Genomic DNA, 17,707 nt, shown 5'->3' on the forward strand with positions numbered 1-17,707 from the left:
CCGGGTTAAAGACGACCTCAAGAATTTTCCGCATCCTCTGTGCACACCCCGCTCCCGATGCTGGTCCGGCGAATCTCGAACGGGAGGAACCAGCGGATGCGGACCAGAATCGGCGGCGTACCGGTCGCCGCGCTCACCCTGCTGATCGGGCTGGCGCTGGCCGGCTGCGGCGGCGACGACGGCACCGACCCGGGCACCTCGGCGGCGTCCGGCGGAGCCGACCCGGCCGGCGAGCTGCGCACCGCCGCGCTGCACTTCAGCTCCTGCATGCGCGAGCGCGGCTACGACGTACCCGATCCGGTCTTCGACGAACGCGGCTTTCCCGGCTTCGCGGAGCCGGAGCTGCGCGGCGACCCGCGGTACGAGGCGGACCGCACCGAGTGCCGGGTGGCGCTGGACGCGGCGGCGGTGGCGGCCGGCGCACCGACCAGGGACGAGCTGGCCGAGCAGGTGCTCGCGTTCGCCCGGTGCATGCGGGAGCGGGGCGTCGAGATGCCCGACCCGCCGGCCGAGGGCGGCCTCCGGGTAGACGGCGAAGTGCTCTCCGCCCCGAACTGGCGGCCGGCCGCGCAGGCGTGCCGGGAACACCTGCCGGCCAAGTACGCCGATCTGGTCGACGGGTTGCCGCCCGGACCGAAGGCCACCGGGCGGACGAAGTGACCGCGCCCGCGCCGGCCGCTCCGGACCGGTCCGTGGCCGGGCCACCCGGTGCACCGGCTCCCGGGCGGCGCTGGCCGCGCCGGCTGGCCGCCGTCGCCGGTCTGCTGGTGCTGGTCGCCGCCGGGCTGGCCGTGCACTGGTACGTCGACCGCCGGCCCGCCGAGCCCCGCCCGGTCGCGGCGACCCTGCCGACCCGGCCGGTGACCCGCTCCGACCTGGTCTCCTCGGTGCAGGCGACCGGCCGGCTCGGCTTCGCCGGGGCGTACCAGCTCGTCGGGCAGGCGGCCGGAACGGTGACCTGGGTGCCCCGGCCCGGCGACGTGGTCGAGCGCGGGGAGCGGATCCTCGGCGTCGACCTGCGCCCCATCTCGCTGCTCTACGGTGCGCTGCCGCTCTACCGTCCGCTCGCCCCGGGCGACAGCGGCGCCGACGTACGGCAACTGGAGCGGAACCTCGTCGAACTCGGGCACGCCGAGCCGGCCGGGTTGACCATCGACAACTCCTACACCGGGGCGACCGCCCGGGCGGTCCGGCGCTGGCAGCGCGACCTGGGTGTGGAGGAGACCGGCCGGGTGGCCCCGGGCGACGTACTGGTGGCACCCGGCGCGGTCCGGGTCGGTGCCGTACAGCCGCTGATCGGCCAGCGGATCCAGCCGGGCGCCCCGGTGCTGGCCGGTACCGGCACCGGGCACAGTGTCCAACTCGACCTGCGGCTGTCGTACCGGGCGCTGGTCCGGGTCGGTCAGGCGGTCCGGGTGCAACTGCCGACCGGCCGTACCGTCGACGGCACGGTGGCGACGCTGGGCAGTACCGTGCAGGCCCCGTCCAGCCAGGGCCAGCCCGGCGGTACGGCGGCACAGGCCGGTGGGCAGCCGACCGGTTGCCAGGGCAACTCCTGCCCGCAGACGGTGCCGGTCGAGGTGCGGATCAGCGTCCCGGAGAGCCGGCTCGGCGGGGTCGCCGAGGGGGCGGTCACGGTCACCTTCCCGGCCGAGACCCGGCGGGGCGTGCTCAGCGTGCCGGTGGAGGCGCTGACGGTCGGCCCCGACGGGGCGTACGCGGTGGTCGTGGTCGACCCGGAGGGCGGCCGGCGGAACGTACCGGTGCGGACCGGGATGTTCACCTCCGGCCGGGTCGAGGTCTCCGGGGCGGGCATCGCCGAGGGCACTCAGGTGGAGGTGCCGACGCTGTGAACGGACCCGTACTCGAACTGCGCGCCGTCTCCCGGCGGTACGGCGACCTGCCGGTGCTGCGCGACGTCGACCTGCGAATCGACCGGGGTGAACTGCTGGCCGTGGTCGGCCCGTCCGGCTCGGGCAAGACGACACTGCTCCAGTTGATGGGCACCCTGGACCGGCCCAGCGACGGCAGCGTGCACGTCGACGGTCGGGACACCGGCCGGCTGCGGGACGCGGAGCTGGCGGCGCTGCGGGCGTACCGGATCGGTTTCGTCTTCCAGCAGTTCTTCCTGACCTCGACCCTCTCGGCCGTCGACAACGTCGCCACCGGCCTGCTCTACACCGGCCTGCCGGCGGCGCGGCGCCGGGAGCGGGCGGTGGCCGCACTGCACCGGGTCGGGTTGGCGCACCGGCTGCGGCACCGGCCCGGTCAGCTCTCCGGCGGCGAGTGCCAGCGGGTGGCGATCGCCCGCGCGGTCGTCGGCGAGCCGGCCGTGGTACTCGCCGACGAGCCGACCGGAAACCTCGACTCGCGCTCCGGCGCCGCCGTGCTGGAGCTGCTGCGCGAGCTGAACGACGACGGCACCACCGTCGTGGTGGTCACCCACGACACCGCGCTCGCGGCCGTGCTGCCCCGCCGGATCCGCCTGCGGGACGGTCGGATCGTGGCCGACGAGCCGGCGTCACCGCGCCGGGTCGAGCCGGCGGCGGTGGCCGGATGACCGGCCCGGCGTCTCCGGCCCGGCTGCCCCGGTCCCGGCTGCGGGCGGCCGACGTGCTGCCGCTCGGCCTGCTCGGCATCCGGGGCCGGCCGGCCCGGGCGGCGCTCTCCGGCCTCGGCATCGCGATCGGGATCGCCTGTGTCGTCGCCGTGCTCGGGATCTCCGCGTCCAGCCAGGCCGGGCTGCTGGCCCAGATCGACGCGCTCGGCACCGACCTGCTCACCGTGCAGCCCGGCAAGTCGCTCACCGGCGAGGAGGCGAAGCTGCCGGCCGAGGCGCCGGCCATGATCGGCCGGCTGCCCGGGGTCCGGGCCACCGCGCACGTCGGCCGGGTCGACGGCGGCGTCTACCGGCACGACCGGATGCCGGCCGGCAACAGCGGCGGAATCTCGATCCTGGCGGCCAGCCTCGGCCTGCCGGCGACCCTGGGGGTGCCGGTGGTCTCCGGAAGCTGGCTCAACCCCGCCACCGAGCGCTATCCGGCGGCGGTGCTCGGCTCGGCCGCCGCGCGCCGGCTGGGCGTCACCGAGGTACGCGGCAGCCCGCAGCTCTTCCTCGCCGGTCAGTGGTTCACCGTGGTCGGGGTACTCGGGCCGGCGGTCCTCGACCCGGCCGTCGACTCGGCGGTGCTGGTCGGGGTACCGGTGGCGGTGCAGCGGCTCGGCTTCGACGGGCTGCCGACCAGGATCTACCAGCGCTCCGCCGAGGAGGCCGTGACCCGGGTCCGGGACCGGTTGCCGATGGTGGCGAACCCGGCCAACCCGAGCGAGGTCGAGGTGAGCCGGCCCTCGGACGCCCTGGTGGCCCGGGCGGCGGCCGAGGCGGCGTACACCGGGCTGTTCCTGGGGCTCGGCGCGGTGGCGCTGCTGGTCGGCTGTGTCGGGATCGCCAACGTGATGGTGATCGGGGTACTGGAACGGCGGGGCGAGATCGGGTTGCGCCGGGCGCTGGGCGCGACCCGGGCACACGTACGCCGGCAGTTCCTGACCGAGTCGGTCCTGCTCTCCGTCTCCGGTGGCGCGGTCGGCGCCGTGATCGGGGCGGGGATCACGATCGGCTACGCCGCCGCCCGGGACTGGGCGGTGGTGGTACCGGTCGACGCGCTCGCCGGAGGGCTCGTCGGCAGCCTGCTGGCCGGCGCCCTCGCCGGGCTCTATCCGGCGGCCCGGGCCGCCCGGATGTCGCCGACCGAGGCGCTCCGGGCCGGATAGCCGGGGACCGCTGGTCGGGTACTCCCGGATCGCCGTGCCGCACGGCCCGGACCGGCAGGGGTGGTTCGGCGCCCGCTCACGTACCCTCGAAAGGTCATGAGCGGGCGGAGCGGGCGCGGACCGGCGTCGACGCCGGCCGGCGTGGAGCGCAGCGGAGAGGCGGCATGACCGAGCGGAGCGAGCGGGCGCCCTTTCCCCGGCGGGACGACCAGGGGCGGATCGTGGTCCTGGCCGACCTGCTCGGCGTCGCCCTGGTCGGGGTGGTCGTCGGGCTGGTGGCGCTGCTCGTCATCGACCTCGGCGCCTCGCTGGTCGGGCTGGGCGAGTTCGGCCGGGCGAGCGGGTGGCTCGCGGTGGTGCTGCCGGCATGGATCTTCGTCGAGGAGTTCCGGGCCTGGCGGTTCGGCCCGGCCCGGGTCGCGGCGGCGCTGGTGGCCGCGGCCGTCGGGATCGCCGTCGGACTGCTGGCCGCCGGGCTGGCCGCCTCGGCCCCGCCGCTGGTCTCGGGTGGGCTGGCGGCGGCGGTTTTCGCCATGGCGTACGCGTTGGTGTGGTTTGTCGGCGTCCGCTGGCTCGCCGGCCGGACGAGCTGATCGGAGATGCGCGGATGAGTCCCGCCGTGAAGTACACGCTGGGCCGGATCGGGCTGTTCCTGGCGGTCGCCCTGGCGCTCTGGCCGGTCGAGATGAATCTCTTCCTCAAGCTGATGCTGGCGGTGGCGTTCTCCGCCGCGCTGGCGTTCTTCCTGCTCCGCGGCTGGCGGGACGAGATGGCCCAGCAGTTGGCCGGGGCGGCGGAGAAGCGCCGGGCCGAGAAGGAGCGGCTGCGCGCCGCGCTGGCCGGCGAGGACCGGCCGACCGGCGCGAAGAAGCCGACCGACGCGGAGAAGCCGACCGACAGGTCGTAGCCGGGCCCGCTGCGGCACCGACCCCGCACCCGGACGTCGTTGGCCGGGTACGGGGTCGATGATCCTCCCCAGGTGGGCTGGTGTCGGCGCGGCTACCAGTTGGTCGAGCCGGCCAGCTTCGGCCAGGGCTTCCCGCACGGCTTCATCAGGTACGCGATCCCGCCGGACCCGCCGGAGACCCCGCCACTGGCGTTGATCCGCTTGGTCCGCAGCCAGATCTGCTCGAACTGGTCCCGCCGGTAGACGTTGCGCACCACGTCGTTGCTGGACGACGCCGGATCGTTGACCACCACGTCGCCGTCGGCGGTGAAGCCGACCACCACGAAGAGGTGTCCCGAGGTGCCGTAGTTGGCCCCCTCCAGCTCCTCGGCCAGGAAGGACTGGCTGGTGACCACCGGGATCCCGGCGGCGATGAAGTGCTCCACCTCGTCCAGCGAGTGCAGCCGGGTCACCTTGGCGTCCAGCCCGTACGAGGCGGCGTACGCGGTGTTGAACGGCCAGTTGCCGCAGCCGGAGTACGTGTAGTCGTAGGTCATCCGGGCGGCGTGGTTGACCGACGGGTCGGGGTAGGCGGGGTCGACCCAGGCGGTCTCCTCGGCGGAGGGTCTCTTGCCCCAGTACTCCAGCACCATCGTGGTGGAGGTCGGCGAGCACCAGGCCTGGCCGCCGCCGTCGTATTCCGGGTAGTGCCCGGCGTGGATGTTCTGCGAGTAGCGGGGCACCGGCAGCTCCCGGCCCCAGGCGATCCGGCCGGTGCTGGCCGGCACGGTGAACCGGTCCGGCACCAGCGAACTCATCGCGCCGAGCAGCCAGACCCGGGGTGAGCGGCGGCTCTCCGGGGCGCGGTAGAGGGTCAGCCGCAGTTGGTAGGCCCGCAGCAGCACGCCGTTCGCCACGTCGTCGATCGAGAAGGTGTCGGTCCAGATCGTCGAGTACGGGTCGCCCTGCCGGTTCACCGAGGTACGCCGGATGTCCTGGTCGCCGGCGGCCCACCGGCCCATGACGTACCACGGGGTCAGCGCGCCGGTGTTGTAGGTGCCCTGGAGTTCGATCTGGATCCAGGTGCCGGCCGGGGTGTCGGCGTTCCACGAGGCGACCAGTTCGCTGGCGTCGAAGCCGACCGGGGTGACCGGCGAGGTCCAGGTGGCGTACGACCAGGTGCGGGTGGTGCCGGTGTGCGGGTCGGCGTACTCGGTGGTGCCGGCCGGGCGCAGGATCGTGATCCCGGCCCGCGATCCGGGGACGGCGACGGTGCCCTGGTGGGTGCCGCGCCGCCAGTCGGAGTAGCTGGAGAAGTCCTGCCAGGTGATCTGCTCGTCGTGCGGCACCGGGCGGGGGCGACCGGGCGCCGAGCCGGCCCGGGCCGGCACGCCGGTGCCGAGCAGGGCCAGGCCGGAGAGGCCGGCGAGGGTGAAGGTGCGTCGGCTGATCGGGTGGTGCGGGGAACTGGCCATCGATGCTCCGCGGGGACGAAGGTCGGGGTCCTGTCGCCACTATTCCGCTTGGCAGGAACTTTCGCCAGATGTCCGAGCCAAGAAAATCTTTGCCGGGAGAAGGGTGCAACTGGCATTGGACGTCAAGTGATCCATATTGATATGACCATGGTACGGATGGTGCAGTGTGCACTACCCAGCGGAGTCCTCCCTACCCCCAGGAGGTTTACATGCCCTTCCGCACCTGGATCTCCGGGCCGTCGATCCGGCACCGGACCCGGGCCGGCACGCTCGCCGGCACGGTCGTGCTCGGACTCGTCGTGGCCGGGATCGGTCCGGCGGCCGGCACCGCCAGCGCCCAACCGGACCGGGCCGGCACCGAAACCGCCACCAGCGCCGAATACCGGGTGACCGGGCCGCGCACCCTGGCCGACCGCAACGCCGTGGCCGCCACCGGTACCAGCATCGACTACGCCGAACACGGCGCGCTCTACGTCACCGCCACCCCGGCCGAGGTGAAGGCGATCACCGCGCTCGGCTTCGAGGTGGCGGCCGTACCGGCACCGCCGGACCGGGGCCAGCACCAGCACGACGGCGACGTCGGGGTGCTCGACTTCCCGCCGGCCGACTCGGCGTACCACAACTACGCCGAACTGAACGCGGTGCTCAACCAGGTCGTCGCCGACCATCCGAGCATCGCCCGCCGGTCCAGCATGGGCACCTCCTACGAGGGACGCGACCTGCCGGTCATCAAGATCTCCGACAACGTCGGCACCGACGAGAACGAGCCGGAGATCCTCTTCAACTCGCAGCAGCACGCCCGCGAGCACCTGACCGTCGAGATGGCGATCTATCTGCTCAACCTCTTCACCGACAACTACGGCTCCGACTCCCGGATCACCAACATCGTCAACACCCGGGAGATCTGGATCGTCCCGACGGTCAACCCGGACGGCAGCGAGTACGACATCGCCACCGGCTCCTACCGGTCCTGGCGGAAGAACCGGCAGCCGAACAGCGGCTCGTCGAACGTCGGCACCGACCTGAACCGCAACTGGGGCTACAACTGGGGCTGCTGCGGCGGCTCCTCCGGCTCGACCTCCTCGGAGACCTACCGGGGCCCGTCGGCGTTCTCCGCCCCGGAGACCGCCCGGCTGCGCGACTTCGTCAACAGCCGGGTCGTCGGCGGTACCCAGCAGATCAAGGTGAACATCGACTTCCACACGTACTCGCAGCTCGTGCTCTGGCCGTACGGCTACACCACCGCGAACACCGGGCCGGGGCTCAACGCCGACCAGGAGCGGACCTTCCGCACCCTCGGCCAGCAGATGGCCGCCACCAACGGCTACACCCCGGAACAGTCCAGCGACCTCTACATCACCGACGGGGACAGCCTGGACTGGATGTGGGCCACCCACAACATCTTCGCGTACACCTTCGAGATGTACCCGGGTTCGGCCGGCGGCGGCGGCTTCTACCCGCCCGACGAGGTGATCCCGGCGCAGACCTCCCGCAACCGGGAGGCGGTGCTGATCCTCAGCGAGTACGCCGACTGCCCGTACCGGGTGGTCGGGCTCCAGGCGACGTACTGCGGCAGCGGCGGTGGCGGCACCACCGTCTGGTCGGACACCTTCGAGACCGCGACCGGCTGGACCGTCAACCCGGCCGGTACCGACACCGCCACCTCGGGGGCGTGGGAACGGGGGGCCGCCCAGGCGACCAGCTCCAGCGGCGCCAAGCAGCTCGCCCCGTACGCCGGCAGCAACGACCTGGTCACCGGCCGGCTCGCCGGTGCGGCGGCCGGTGACCACGACGTGGACGGCGGCGTGACCAGCGCCCAGTCACCGGCGATCACCCTGCCCGCGAGCGGCACGTTGACGCTCTCCCTGGCCTGGTATCTCGCGCACGGGTCGAACGCCTCGACCGCGGACTACCTGCGGGTCAGCGTGGTGCACAGTGGCGGGACGACCCAACTGCTCAACCAGGCCGGCGCGGCCAGCAACCGCAACGGCAGCTGGACCACGGCCACCGCCAACCTGTCGGCGTACGCCGGGCAGTCGGTGCGGCTGCTGGTGCAGGCCGCCGACGCCTCCGGGGCCAGCCTGGTCGAGGCGGCGGTCGACAACGTGACCGTCACCAGCTCCTAGCGGTGCGACCCCGGGCCCGCTCGGTGGGCGGGCTCGGGGCGCGGCTCACTCCGCGAGGGTCTCCAGGATCTGCTGCCCGTACTTCGCGAGCTTGTTCTCCCCGACACCGTTGACCCGGGCCAGCTCGGCCAGGGTCGTCGGCGGCTCGGCCGCGATCTGCCGCAGGGTCGCGTCGTGGAAGATGACGTACGCCGGTACGCCCTGCTCCTTGGCGGTCGCCGCCCGCCAGGCCCGGAGCCGTTCGAAGACCGGCTCGGCGGTCGGCGGCAGCGCGACGGCGGCGGCACCGGCGGCCCGGGGCTTCCCGGCCCGGCCGCTCGACGCGGCCCGGGGTGCCTCCCGGCGCATCCGCACCTCGCGCCGCTTGCCGAGGACGTCCCCGCTGCTCTCGGTGAGCACCAGCGTGCCGTAGTCGCCCTCGACCGCCAGCAGTCCCTGGGCGAGGAGTTGCCGGACCACCCCGCGCCACTCGGACTCGGTCAGCTCGGTGCCGATGCCGAAGACGCTGAGCGTGTCGTGCCGGTGCTGGATGACCTTCTCGGTCTGCCGGCCGAGCAGGATGTCGATGGACTGGCCGGCGCCGAACCGCTGGTCGCGCTCGCGGTGCAGCCGCAGCACGGTGGAGAGGAGTTTCTGCGCCGCGACGGTGCCGTCCCAGGACTCGGGCGGGGACAGGCAGGTGTCGCAGTTGCCGCACGGCCCGCTCTGCTGACCGAAGTATTCGAGGAGTCGGATCCGCCGGCACTCGACCGTCTCGCAGAGCGCCAGCATCGCGTCGAGGTGTGTGCCGAGCACCCGGCGCCGGGCCAGGTCGCCGTCGGAACCCTCGATCAGCTTGCGCTGCTGCACCACGTCCTGGAGCCCGTACGCCAGCCAGGCGGTCGAGGGGAGCCCGTCCCGGCCGGCCCGGCCGGTCTCCTGGTAGTAGCCCTCGATCGACTTCGGCAGGTCCAGATGGGCGACGAAGCGTACGTCCGGCTTGTCGATCCCCATCCCGAAGGCGATCGTCGCGACCATCACCAGCCCGTCCTCGCGGAGGAACCGCTGCTGGTTGGCGGCCCGGGTCGGCGCGTCGAGCCCGGCGTGGTACGGCAGTGCCGGGATGCCGTTCTGCACCAGGAACTCGGCGGTCTTCTCCACCGAGGCCCGGGAGAGGCAGTAGACGATGCCGGCGTCGCCGGGATGCTCGGTGCGGAGCAGGTCGAGGAGCTGCTTCTTCGGCTCCCGCTTCGGCACGATCCGATACTGGATGTTGGGCCGGTCGAAACTGGCGACGAAGTGCCGGGCGTCCTTGAGGTTGAGCCGGGCCGCGATCTCGGCGTGGGTGTCGGGGGTGGCGGTGGCGGTCAGCGCGATCCTGGGCACCGCCGGCCACCGCTCGTGCAGCATCGACAGGGCCAGGTAGTCGGGGCGGAAGTCGTGGCCCCACTGGGCGACGCAGTGCGCCTCGTCGATCGCGAAGAGCGCGATGTTGCCTCGGTCGAGCAGCCGGAGCACGTGTTCGGAGCGGAGCGCCTCGGGGGCGAGGTAGAGCAGGTCGACCTCGCCCGCCAGGAAGGCCGCCTCGACCAGCCGCCGGGTCTCGAAATCCTGGGTGGAGTTGAGGAAGCCGGCGCGTACCCCGAGGGTGGTCAGCGCGTCGACCTGGTCCTGCATCAGCGCGATGAGCGGCGAGATCACCACTCCGACCCCGTCCCGGACGAGCGCGGGGATCTGGTAGCAGAGCGACTTGCCGCCGCCGGTCGGCATCAGCACCAGCGCGTCGCCGCCGCGCACGACCTGGTCGATGATCTCGCGCTGCTCGCCACGGAAGCTGTCGTAGCCGAAGACCCGGCGCAGCACGTCGAGGGCGTCGCCGGTTCGTTGCTCGGTCTCGTCAGTCTGCTGGTCGGTGGGGAGGGCCATCCGGCGGATTCTACGAGCCCCACCCGACGGAAACGTACCGCTTGCTTCGACGCCGGTCGAGTCGTACGGTACCAATTAGTTCCGGAACTAGGAGGTACCGAATGGCACGCGACACCCTCACCGTGGCCTTCGCGGCGCTCGCCGACCCGACCCGACGGGCGATCCTGGACCGGCTGCTGCACGGCGACGCCTCGGTCACCGAACTCGCCGAACCGTTCGCGATGACGCCCCGGGCCGTCTCCAAGCACGTCGCGGTCTTGGAGGCCGCCGGCCTGGTCACCCGGGCCCGGGACGCGCAGCGCCGGCCGAGCCGGATCCGAGCCGAACCGCTGGCCGACATCGACGCCTGGCTCGGCGCGTACCGGCGGCTCTGGCAGCACCGGTTCGACCAACTCGACGAGCGGCTCGCCCAACTCCAGGGCGAACCCGCCGACAGGCAAGCACCTGACGACAGACCAGCACCTGACGAGAGACCTGCACCTGACGACAGACCAGAGACCGACAACCGGGAAGAGAGCAGGAAACCGTGATGGCAGCAGAGACACCCCGCATTCCGATCGTCCGGGTCTTCGACGCGCCCCGGGACCTCGTGTTCCGCACCTGGACCCGGCCCGAGGAGGTCGGCACCTGGTTCGCCCCGCCGGGTTTCCAGGTGACCCGGTGTGAACTGGACGCGCGGCCCGGCGGACGGTGGCAGGTCGAGTTCCGCTCCCCCGAGGGCGCCACCCACCGGGAGTACGGCGAGTTCCGCGAGGTCGTACCGCCCGAGCGGCTGGTCTTCACGCTGATCCAGTCGGACGATGCCGGCAACACCGGGGCGGAGACGGTGGTGACCGTGCTCCTCGCCGACCACGACGGCAAGACCGAAATGACCTTCGAGCAGACCGGCTTCGAGTCCGTCGCCGTACGTGACGGCAACGCCGAGGGCTGGCGGGGCTGCTTCGACAAGCTCGACGCGCACCTCGTCGACGTGTCCACCGGGAGGACGTCGTGACGCAGACCGGTGCCGAGCAGGAGATCCGCCGACAGTTCGCGGAGTGGTTCCGGGACTCCGCCGCGAAGGATCTCGATGCGGTGATGACGAAGATCGCCCCCGACGTGGTCTCGTACGAGCACGCGGCCCCGTTGGTCTACCGGGGCGCGGACGCGGTCCGGGAGGTCTGCCGGCAGGGCTTCGAACTGGCCGAGGGCGACTTCCGGTGGGACATCCCGGACCTGGAGGTCGTGGTCCGGGACGACATCGCGGTCACCTGGGGGCTCAACCGGATGCGCGTCCAGGAGCCGGGTAGCGAGCCGGTCGAGACCTGGTCACGCGGGACCCGGGTGTTCCGGAAGGTCGACGGCCGGTGGCAGATGATCCACCAACACGTCTCCTTCCCGTTCGACCCGTCGACCGGCCAGATCACCACCGGCGGCTGAGTCGGCAGTCGCAGAGCGGCAGTCGGTAGTGCCCGGCCGGGCGGGCGGCCGGGACACCTCCTCCGCTGCCGCCGGACCAATCCTGATCAGCGGGAACGGTCTGCGGATGGCGCTATGCCGCTGCCGGGTCACTCAGCGGATGCGCTACCGTTGCCCCGACCACCCCGCAGCGAAGCCGGTGTGAAACCGGCGCTGTCCCGCAACTGTGATGCCTTCCGCACCGCTGCCCGCCCCTGGCGGCGGCCCCGAGCCCGGGCGTGCGGAGGATGAGCCAGGTCGCCTGCGGCGCGGTCGCGGAAAGCGCCTTCGAGGAAGGGCGCCCCGTGGGCGGGGCACAGGCACCTGTCGGCGGAGCACCAGACCTCACCCCGACAGGAGGACCGATGACCCGACGTACGCCCCGACTGCTGGCCGCGTTGCTGGCCGGCGCGGCGCTGGCGCTGACCGGCTGCGCCGCCGACGACCCCGGCCAGGAGGCGGCGCCGAGCGCCAGCGGTGGCAGTTATCCGGTCACCGTCGGCACGCTCACCCTCGACGAGCGCCCCGAGAAGATCGTCGTACTCGGGCCGACCGCCACCGAGATGCTCTTCGCGATCGGCGCGGGCGGCCAGGTCACCGCCGTCGACGACAACTCGAACTATCCGGCCGAGGCGCCGAAGACCGAGTTGTCGGCCTTCACCCCGAACGCCGAGGCGATCGCGGCGAAGAACCCCGACCTGGTGGTACTCACCAACGACCTGAACAAGATCGTGGACCAGCTCACCCAGTTGAAGATCCCGCACTATCTCGCCCCGGCGGCGAAGACGCTGGACGACACGTACCGGCAGATCACCGACCTCGGCACCCTCACCGGGCACCCGACCGAGGCGGCCGACCTGGTCGGCCGGATGAAGGGCGACATCGGCAAGCTGGTCGCGGAGCTGGCGCAGCGGCCGGCGAAGCTCAGCTACTTCTACGAACTCGGTCCGGAGTACTACTCGCTGACCAGCAAGACCTTCGTCGGTTCGCTCTTCGGGATGGTCGGGCTGGAGAACATCGCCGACCCGGCCGACGCCGACGGCTCCAAGGGCGGCTATCCGCAGCTCGCCGAGGAGGCGATCATCAAGGCCGACCCGGACCTGGTCTTCCTGGCCGACACGAAGTGCTGCCAGCAGTCCGCGCAGACGGTCTCGGCCCGCAAGGGCTGGTCCGGGATGACCGCGGTGAAGAACAACCAGATCGTCGGGCTCGACGACGACATCGCGTCCCGGTGGGGTCCCCGGGTGGTCGAGCTGCTCCGGACGATCGTGGACGCGGTCGCCAAGGTACCCGCTTGAGCAGAGCCGGCGCCCCGACCCGGCCGGCCGGGTTGCGCCGCCGGTGGCTGGCCGCCGGCTTCGCGGCGGTCCTGGTCGCCGCGCTGGCCGGCATCGCGTTCGGGCCGGTCAGCCTGCCGCCGGGCAGCGTCGCGATCGAGCTGCTCAATCTGGTACCCGGGGTGCACCTGCACAGCGGACTCAACGAGCGCGAGATCGCCATCGTCACCGAGCTGCGGCTGCCCCGGGTGGTGCTCGGCCTGCTCGTCGGCGGGATGCTGGCCCTGGCCGGCGGCTGCTACCAGGGCGTCTTCCGCAACCCGCTGGCCGACCCGCACCTGCTCGGCGTCGCCGCCGGAGCGGGACTCGCGGTGACCGCCGTGATCGTGGTACGCGGGGTCACCGGCGCCGACGTCACGGTCGGGCTGCCGGTCACCGTGCCGCTGGCCGCGTTCGTCGGCGCGCTCGGCGCGGTGCTGCTCACCTACCTTCTCGGCGCGGCCGGTGGCCGGGACCGCTCCCCGGCCACGCTGATCCTGGCCGGGGTGGCGGTCTCCGCCTTCCTCGCCGCCGGCCAGACCTACCTGCTGCAACGCAACGCCGAGAGCATCCAGGAGGTCTACTCGTGGATGCTCGGCCGGCTGGCCACCGCCGGCTGGCACGACGTACTCGTGGTGTTGCCGTACGCGGTGTTCACCACCGCCGTGGTGCTGGTGCACCGGCGCGAACTCGACGTACTCGCCCTCGGCGACGACGAGGCGGCCAGTCTCGGGCTGCATCCGCAACGGTCCCGGCTGCTGCTGGTCGGCGCCGCCTCGCTGGGTACCGCCGCCGCGGTGTCGGTCTCCGGGCTGATCGGCTTCGTCGGCATCATCGTCCCGCACGTCGTACGGATGCTGGCCGGGGCGAGCTACCGGACGATCCTGCCGCTGTCGGTGCTCTTCGGCGGGGCCTTCCTGACCCTGACCGACCTGGCCGCGCGGACCGTCGCCGCGCCGGCCGAGATCCCGATCGGCGTGGTGACCGCGCTGCTCGGCGGCCCGTTCTTCGCGATCGTGCTGCGCACCACCCGCCGGGTGGCGGAATGACCGCCCCGACCCGGACGACCGCCCCGACCGGCGTCGCCGTCGAGGTGACCGACCTCGGCGTCACCCTCGGCGGGGCGCGGATCCTGACCGGGGTCAGCCTCTCGGTCCGGACCGGCGAGTGGGTCACCGTGATCGGACCGAACGGCGCCGGCAAGTCGACGCTGCTCCGCGCGGTCGGCGGGCTGCTGCCGGGCGGCACCGGGTCGGTCTCCCTCTTCGGTACGCCGATCGCCCGGCTGCGCCGCCGGGACCGGGCCCGGACGGTGGCGACGGTGCCGCAGTCCCCGGTCGTGCCGGCCGGGATGGCGGTACTCGACTACGTGCTGCTCGGCCGCACCCCGTACGTGCCGCCGCTCGGCCGGGAGTCCGCCGCCGACCTGGCGGCCGCGTACGACGTACTCGACCGGTTGGACCTGACCGGCTTCGCGGCCCGGCCGCTGGCGACGCTCTCCGGCGGTGAACGGCAGCGGGTCTTCCTGGCCCGGGCGCTGGCCCAGGGCGCCCCGCTGCTGCTGCTCGACGAGCCGACCAGCGCACTGGACATCGGCCACCAGCAGGAGGTGCTGGAACTCGTCGACCAGCTCCGCGCCGACCACGGGCTGACCGTGCTGGCCACCATGCACGACCTCTCGGTCGCCGGCGAGTACGCCGACCGGATGGTGCTGGTCGCCGCCGGTGCGGTGGTCGCCGACGGCCCGCCCCGGGAGGTGCTCACCGACGAGCTGCTGGGCACGCACTACCGGGCCCGGGTCCGGGTGATCGAGGGGGAGCACGGCCCCCTCGTCGTCCCGGTCCGCGCCCGGCGCCCCGCCTCCTAGCGGTCGCGGAGAGCCGACCGGGCCGCTCTTCGAGCGTGGTGCCACGGTGTCACCTTGGTGACACCGTGGCACCGCCGCAAGGCGGAAGGTGCCCGTCGACCGGGCGGCAGCGGGCTAGCTGAACCGCCGCCCCTCGTCCCGCCGGTACGCCCAGCCGGCGACCGCGGCCAGGACCACGATCCAGACGCCGAGCATCACCAGCGACAGGGTCTCGGCCCGGAAGTCCCCGACGGCGGTCCACATCAACTCGGCGGCACCCCGGGTCGGCAGGTACGGGGCGATCGTCTCGATGAAACCGGGCGAGTTGCCGGGCGGGAAGAGCAGGCCGCCGCCGAAGGCCAGCGGGAAGAAGACCACCTGGGCGACCACGATCGCCGCCTTGCTCGGCAGCGCGTAGCCGATCGCGAGCCCCATCAGCGTGAACGGCACCGCGATCACGACGACCGTGCCGAGTGCGGCCAGGAAGGCCGGGCCGGTCACCCGGGCCTCGGTCGCCACCGCGGCGATCACCACCACCGGGATCAGCGAGATCAGGGTCAGGAGCAGTCCGGCGAGGATCCGGCCGGCGAACCGGGGCGCGGCGCCGGTGGGCAGCGTCCGCATGTACGGGTCCCAGGGCTGCGCCCGGTCCTCGGCCACCCCGATGCCGTACTGGAAGATGTTGGTACTCATCACCGAGAAGGTGACCATCGAGGCGGTGGCGTAGGTGGCGACCACCGGGTCGTCGCCGCTGAACGGGACGACGAAGAAGAGCATCGAGGCGGCCGGGAAGAAGGCGCTGCCGACCAGCGCGATCGGGATCCGGACGGTCTCCAGCAGCTGGTATCTGGCGTGTACGAGCGAGAGTCGCACGTTCGGGTCCTCCGGTCAGGCGTCGGCGGGCTGGGGGTGGGACTGTGCCGGGATCGGCTGCGCCCGGGTGTCGGGCCGCGCCTCGGTGATGGCCAGGAAGGCGTCCTCCAGGCTGCTCGGCCGGATCTCCAGTTCGGAGAAGGAGACGCCGCTGCGCACCAGGTCCCGGACGAGTTGGTCCGCGTCGGTGGTGAGCAGGTGGGTGACGCCGTCGACCCGCTCCACGGCGCGTACCCCGAGCAGGGGCGGCAGTTCCGGGGCGACCAGGCTGACCCGGCGTACCCCGACCAGGTCGCGGATCGCGTTGACGCTGTCGTCTGCGAGTACCCGGCCGTGGCCGAGCACCACCACCCGGTGTGCCAGCGCCTCGATCTCCTCCAGGTAGTGGCTGCTCAGCAGCACCGTGCCGCCGTCGGCGTGGAACTGGCGGATGCCGTCCCAGAGTTCGCGGCGGGCGGTCACGTCCAGCCCGGTGGTCGGCTCGTCCAGGAAGACCAGCCGGGGACGCCCGACGAAGGCGAGCGCGACGGCCAGCCGGCGCTTCTGCCCGCCGGAGAGGCCACCGGTCTGCCGCCGGACCAGGTCGTCGATGCCGAACCGGCCGAGCAGTTCGGCCCGGGGGACCGGGTCGGCGTAGTGCGCGGAGACGAAGTCGACGACCTCGCCGACCCGCAGCGTGGCCGGCAGCCCGGTCTCCTGCGGCGTCACCCCGATCTGCCGGCGGTGGGCCGGGTCGCGGGGGTCGCCGCCGAAGAGTTCCACCCGGCCGGAGCTGACCCGGCGCAGCCCGACCAGCAGGCTCAGCAGGGTGCTCTTGCCGGCACCGTTCGGGCCGAGCAGGCCGACCAGTTCACCGGCCGGGAGTTCGAGGTCGACCCGGTCGAGGGCGGTGACGTCGCCGTACCGGCGGGTGGCCTGGACGGCACGGGCGAGAATCATGACTTCTCCTCGGTCTGGGGCGGGTCGAGCAGGGCGCGGACCGCCAGGGTGTATTCCTCGAAGGCGAACCGGCCGCGCCGGGTGAGTCCGACAAGGGTGGTCGGGGTACGCCCCTGGTGGGTCTTGACGATCTCGACGTAGCCGGCCTCCTCGAGCTTGCGCAGGTGCACCGAGAGGTTGCCGGCGGTCATCTGGAGGATGTCCTGGAGCCGGGGAAAGGTGATCCGGTCGTTGCCCCGCAGGGTGGCCAGCGTCGCGGTGACCCGGAGCCGGGCCTGCGCGTGGATCACGGGGTCGAGTTCCGGCAGGCCGGTCACGAGCTGCTCCGGGCGCTCCCGCTCGGGCTGCCCGACACACCGTCCGGCGCACCGGCGGCGAGGCTCCGGCTGCGATGGCGGTCGCGGAGCAGGAAGTGGACGCCGGCCACCAGCATCCCGCCACCGCCGGCCACCGAGATCAGCAGGGCGTGCCAGCCGGTGCCGGCGATCATCCCGGCGATGTTGATGACGCTGATCCAGACGCCGAGCCGGAACATGTTGCGGTCCAGCCAGATCGCGCCGCCGGCCATGTGCAGGGCGCCGGTGAGCCCGACGGTGACGCCGGCCCAGAGCAGTCCGGCGAGGTCCTCGGGCAGGTGCTCGGAGACCTGGCCGAGCGCCGTGCTGACGCCGGTGAACCCGAGGCCCCAGGCCAGGCCGTACCACAGGCCGCGTCGGTTGGAGTCGCCGGTGACCTGCCCGTACGTCCGGCCGCCGACGATCCCGGAGGTGATCCCGGCGGCGATCAGCAGGGTGAGCAGGGTCAGCAGCGGCAGCCAGCTCGGCAGGTCGACGAAGACCCGGCCGCCCGGGCCGAAGCGCAGGAAGAACAGGCCGAAGCCGATCAGCCAGGCCAGGCCCCAGGGCCAGTAGTACCAGAGCAGGTTGGGGCTGAGCCTGCGGGCCGCCTCGGCCTGCTGCTCGGCGATGAGCCGGAGTGCGGCGGCCGGGTCGGCGGGCGGCAGTTCGTCGCGGTCGGTCGGCCCGCCGGTGTGGTCGTCAAAGTTCCCAGTCACGTAAACGAGTTTACAACACAAAGTCCACCGTCGCACCAACTACTTTTCGCGGCGGTCAAGACCGGCCCGGCGGCGGGGT

At 72.8% G+C, this 17,707-nt stretch carries 19 protein-coding genes; 13 read left to right on the forward strand and 6 right to left on the reverse strand.

The genetic code is table 11. The features are described 5' to 3' along the window. Positions 1 to 96: 96 nt before the first annotated feature. The 6 genes from C6W10_RS37575 (at position 97) to C6W10_RS28430 (ending at position 4,678) form a co-directional block, all read left to right on the forward strand. Positions 97 to 660 carry a hypothetical protein gene (locus C6W10_RS37575; protein ID WP_159104794.1) on the forward strand — a complete coding sequence of 188 codons (564 nt, stop codon included), beginning with the start codon at positions 97 to 99 and terminating at the stop codon, positions 658 to 660. Continuing rightward, positions 657 to 1,853 (forward strand): efflux RND transporter periplasmic adaptor subunit, encoded by a 1,197-nt coding sequence (locus C6W10_RS28410; RefSeq protein ID WP_159104795.1) that lies wholly within the window; start codon positions 657 to 659, stop codon positions 1,851 to 1,853. The genes C6W10_RS37575 and C6W10_RS28410 overlap by 4 nt, the downstream gene beginning before the upstream one ends. Next, positions 1,850 to 2,560 (forward strand): ABC transporter ATP-binding protein, encoded by a 711-nt coding sequence (locus C6W10_RS28415; protein WP_107262086.1) that lies wholly within the window; start codon positions 1,850 to 1,852, stop codon positions 2,558 to 2,560. Before C6W10_RS28410 ends, C6W10_RS28415 begins: the two co-directional genes overlap by 4 nt. Next, the gene (locus tag C6W10_RS28420; RefSeq protein ID WP_107262088.1) at positions 2,557 to 3,771 is read left to right on the forward strand and encodes an ABC transporter permease; all 1,215 of its coding nucleotides are present in this window, start codon (positions 2,557 to 2,559) and stop codon (positions 3,769 to 3,771) included. Before C6W10_RS28415 ends, C6W10_RS28420 begins: the two co-directional genes overlap by 4 nt. Before the next feature lie 164 nt (positions 3,772 to 3,935). Then, positions 3,936 to 4,364 carry a hypothetical protein gene (locus C6W10_RS28425; RefSeq protein ID WP_107262090.1) on the forward strand — a complete coding sequence of 143 codons (429 nt, stop codon included), beginning with the start codon at positions 3,936 to 3,938 and terminating at the stop codon, positions 4,362 to 4,364. A 14-nt stretch (positions 4,365 to 4,378) separates the two neighbouring features. Then, entirely contained in the window at positions 4,379 to 4,678 is a 300-nt protein-coding gene (locus C6W10_RS28430; protein WP_107262092.1) for a DUF4229 domain-containing protein, read from the forward strand. 92 nt (positions 4,679 to 4,770) lie between these two features. Here C6W10_RS28430 and C6W10_RS28435 read toward each other — a convergent pair whose 3' ends face one another. Beyond that, complete coding sequence (locus tag C6W10_RS28435) at positions 4,771 to 6,132, reverse strand: C39 family peptidase (protein ID WP_107262094.1); 1,362 nt, start codon at positions 6,130 to 6,132, stop codon at positions 4,771 to 4,773. A 209-nt stretch (positions 6,133 to 6,341) separates the two neighbouring features. Here C6W10_RS28435 and C6W10_RS28440 point away from each other — a divergent pair, with 209 nt between their 5' ends. Next, positions 6,342 to 8,258 (forward strand): M14 family zinc carboxypeptidase, encoded by a 1,917-nt coding sequence (locus tag C6W10_RS28440; RefSeq protein WP_107262096.1) that lies wholly within the window; start codon positions 6,342 to 6,344, stop codon positions 8,256 to 8,258. A gap of 45 nt (positions 8,259 to 8,303) precedes the next feature. On the opposite strand, the gene recQ is transcribed toward C6W10_RS28440, so the two are convergent. Continuing rightward, the gene (gene recQ / locus C6W10_RS28445; RefSeq protein WP_107262098.1) at positions 8,304 to 10,163 is read right to left on the reverse strand and encodes a DNA helicase RecQ; all 1,860 of its coding nucleotides are present in this window, start codon (positions 10,161 to 10,163) and stop codon (positions 8,304 to 8,306) included. Between the two features lie 101 nt (positions 10,164 to 10,264). On the opposite strand from recQ, the gene C6W10_RS28450 reads away from it, so the two are divergent. From C6W10_RS28450 to C6W10_RS28475, 6 genes are all read left to right on the forward strand, one after another. Next, positions 10,265 to 10,693, forward strand: a complete 429-nt coding sequence (locus C6W10_RS28450; protein WP_107262099.1) for a helix-turn-helix transcriptional regulator — start codon at positions 10,265 to 10,267, stop codon at positions 10,691 to 10,693. Next, complete coding sequence (locus tag C6W10_RS28455) at positions 10,693 to 11,157, forward strand: SRPBCC domain-containing protein (RefSeq protein ID WP_107262101.1); 465 nt, start codon at positions 10,693 to 10,695, stop codon at positions 11,155 to 11,157. The genes C6W10_RS28450 and C6W10_RS28455 overlap by 1 nt, the downstream gene beginning before the upstream one ends. Further along, on the forward strand, positions 11,154 to 11,582 hold the full coding sequence (locus C6W10_RS28460) for a nuclear transport factor 2 family protein (RefSeq protein ID WP_107262103.1): 429 nt from the start codon (positions 11,154 to 11,156) through the stop codon (positions 11,580 to 11,582). Before C6W10_RS28455 ends, C6W10_RS28460 begins: the two co-directional genes overlap by 4 nt. A gap of 383 nt (positions 11,583 to 11,965) precedes the next feature. Beyond that, positions 11,966 to 12,898 (forward strand): ABC transporter substrate-binding protein, encoded by a 933-nt coding sequence (locus C6W10_RS28465; RefSeq protein WP_107262105.1) that lies wholly within the window; start codon positions 11,966 to 11,968, stop codon positions 12,896 to 12,898. Continuing rightward, positions 12,895 to 13,965: an iron ABC transporter permease gene (locus C6W10_RS28470; RefSeq protein ID WP_107262107.1), complete on the forward strand. Its 1,071-nt coding sequence runs from the start codon at positions 12,895 to 12,897 to the stop codon at positions 13,963 to 13,965. Before C6W10_RS28465 ends, C6W10_RS28470 begins: the two co-directional genes overlap by 4 nt. Then, positions 13,962 to 14,783: an ABC transporter ATP-binding protein gene (locus C6W10_RS28475; RefSeq protein WP_107262109.1), complete on the forward strand. Its 822-nt coding sequence runs from the start codon at positions 13,962 to 13,964 to the stop codon at positions 14,781 to 14,783. The genes C6W10_RS28470 and C6W10_RS28475 overlap by 4 nt, the downstream gene beginning before the upstream one ends. A gap of 114 nt (positions 14,784 to 14,897) precedes the next feature. Here C6W10_RS28475 and C6W10_RS28480 read toward each other — a convergent pair whose 3' ends face one another. From C6W10_RS28480 to C6W10_RS28495, 4 genes are read right to left on the reverse strand one after another with little or no spacing between them, the layout of a single operon-like run. After that, positions 14,898 to 15,635 carry an ABC transporter permease gene (locus tag C6W10_RS28480; RefSeq protein ID WP_107262111.1) on the reverse strand — a complete coding sequence of 246 codons (738 nt, stop codon included), beginning with the start codon at positions 15,633 to 15,635 and terminating at the stop codon, positions 14,898 to 14,900. A gap of 15 nt (positions 15,636 to 15,650) precedes the next feature. Next, positions 15,651 to 16,574 carry an ABC transporter ATP-binding protein gene (locus C6W10_RS28485; protein ID WP_107262113.1) on the reverse strand — a complete coding sequence of 308 codons (924 nt, stop codon included), beginning with the start codon at positions 16,572 to 16,574 and terminating at the stop codon, positions 15,651 to 15,653. Next, positions 16,571 to 16,891 (reverse strand): transcriptional regulator, encoded by a 321-nt coding sequence (locus C6W10_RS28490; RefSeq protein ID WP_107262115.1) that lies wholly within the window; start codon positions 16,889 to 16,891, stop codon positions 16,571 to 16,573. The genes C6W10_RS28485 and C6W10_RS28490 overlap by 4 nt, the downstream gene beginning before the upstream one ends. Further along, entirely contained in the window at positions 16,888 to 17,628 is a 741-nt protein-coding gene (locus C6W10_RS28495; RefSeq protein ID WP_199853760.1) for a transporter, read from the reverse strand. The genes C6W10_RS28490 and C6W10_RS28495 overlap by 4 nt, the downstream gene beginning before the upstream one ends. Positions 17,629 to 17,707 lie beyond the last annotated feature (79 nt).

It is taken from the genome of Plantactinospora sp. BB1 (assembly GCF_003030385.1).
In the GTDB taxonomy this organism is placed as follows: domain Bacteria; phylum Actinomycetota; class Actinomycetes; order Mycobacteriales; family Micromonosporaceae; genus Plantactinospora.

Coding starts and splice junctions, on each gene's coding strand:
- C6W10_RS28435 (WP_107262094.1), bottom strand. CDS start 6,132: ATGGCCAGTTCCCCGCACCACCCGATCAGCCGACGCACCTTCACCCTC.
- C6W10_RS28485 (WP_107262113.1), bottom strand. CDS start 16,574: ATGATTCTCGCCCGTGCCGTCCAGGCCACCCGCCGGTACGGCGACGTC.
- recQ (WP_107262098.1), bottom strand. CDS start 10,163: ATGGCCCTCCCCACCGACCAGCAGACTGACGAGACCGAGCAACGAACC.
- C6W10_RS28455 (WP_107262101.1), top strand. CDS start 10,693: ATGGCAGCAGAGACACCCCGCATTCCGATCGTCCGGGTCTTCGACGCG.
- C6W10_RS28425 (WP_107262090.1), top strand. CDS start 3,936: ATGACCGAGCGGAGCGAGCGGGCGCCCTTTCCCCGGCGGGACGACCAG.
- C6W10_RS28475 (WP_107262109.1), top strand. CDS start 13,962: ATGACCGCCCCGACCCGGACGACCGCCCCGACCGGCGTCGCCGTCGAG.
- C6W10_RS28430 (WP_107262092.1), top strand. CDS start 4,379: ATGAGTCCCGCCGTGAAGTACACGCTGGGCCGGATCGGGCTGTTCCTG.
- C6W10_RS37575 (WP_159104794.1), top strand. CDS start 97: ATGCGGACCAGAATCGGCGGCGTACCGGTCGCCGCGCTCACCCTGCTG.
- C6W10_RS28420 (WP_107262088.1), top strand. CDS start 2,557: ATGACCGGCCCGGCGTCTCCGGCCCGGCTGCCCCGGTCCCGGCTGCGG.
- C6W10_RS28440 (WP_107262096.1), top strand. CDS start 6,342: ATGCCCTTCCGCACCTGGATCTCCGGGCCGTCGATCCGGCACCGGACC.
- C6W10_RS28465 (WP_107262105.1), top strand. CDS start 11,966: ATGACCCGACGTACGCCCCGACTGCTGGCCGCGTTGCTGGCCGGCGCG.
- C6W10_RS28450 (WP_107262099.1), top strand. CDS start 10,265: ATGGCACGCGACACCCTCACCGTGGCCTTCGCGGCGCTCGCCGACCCG.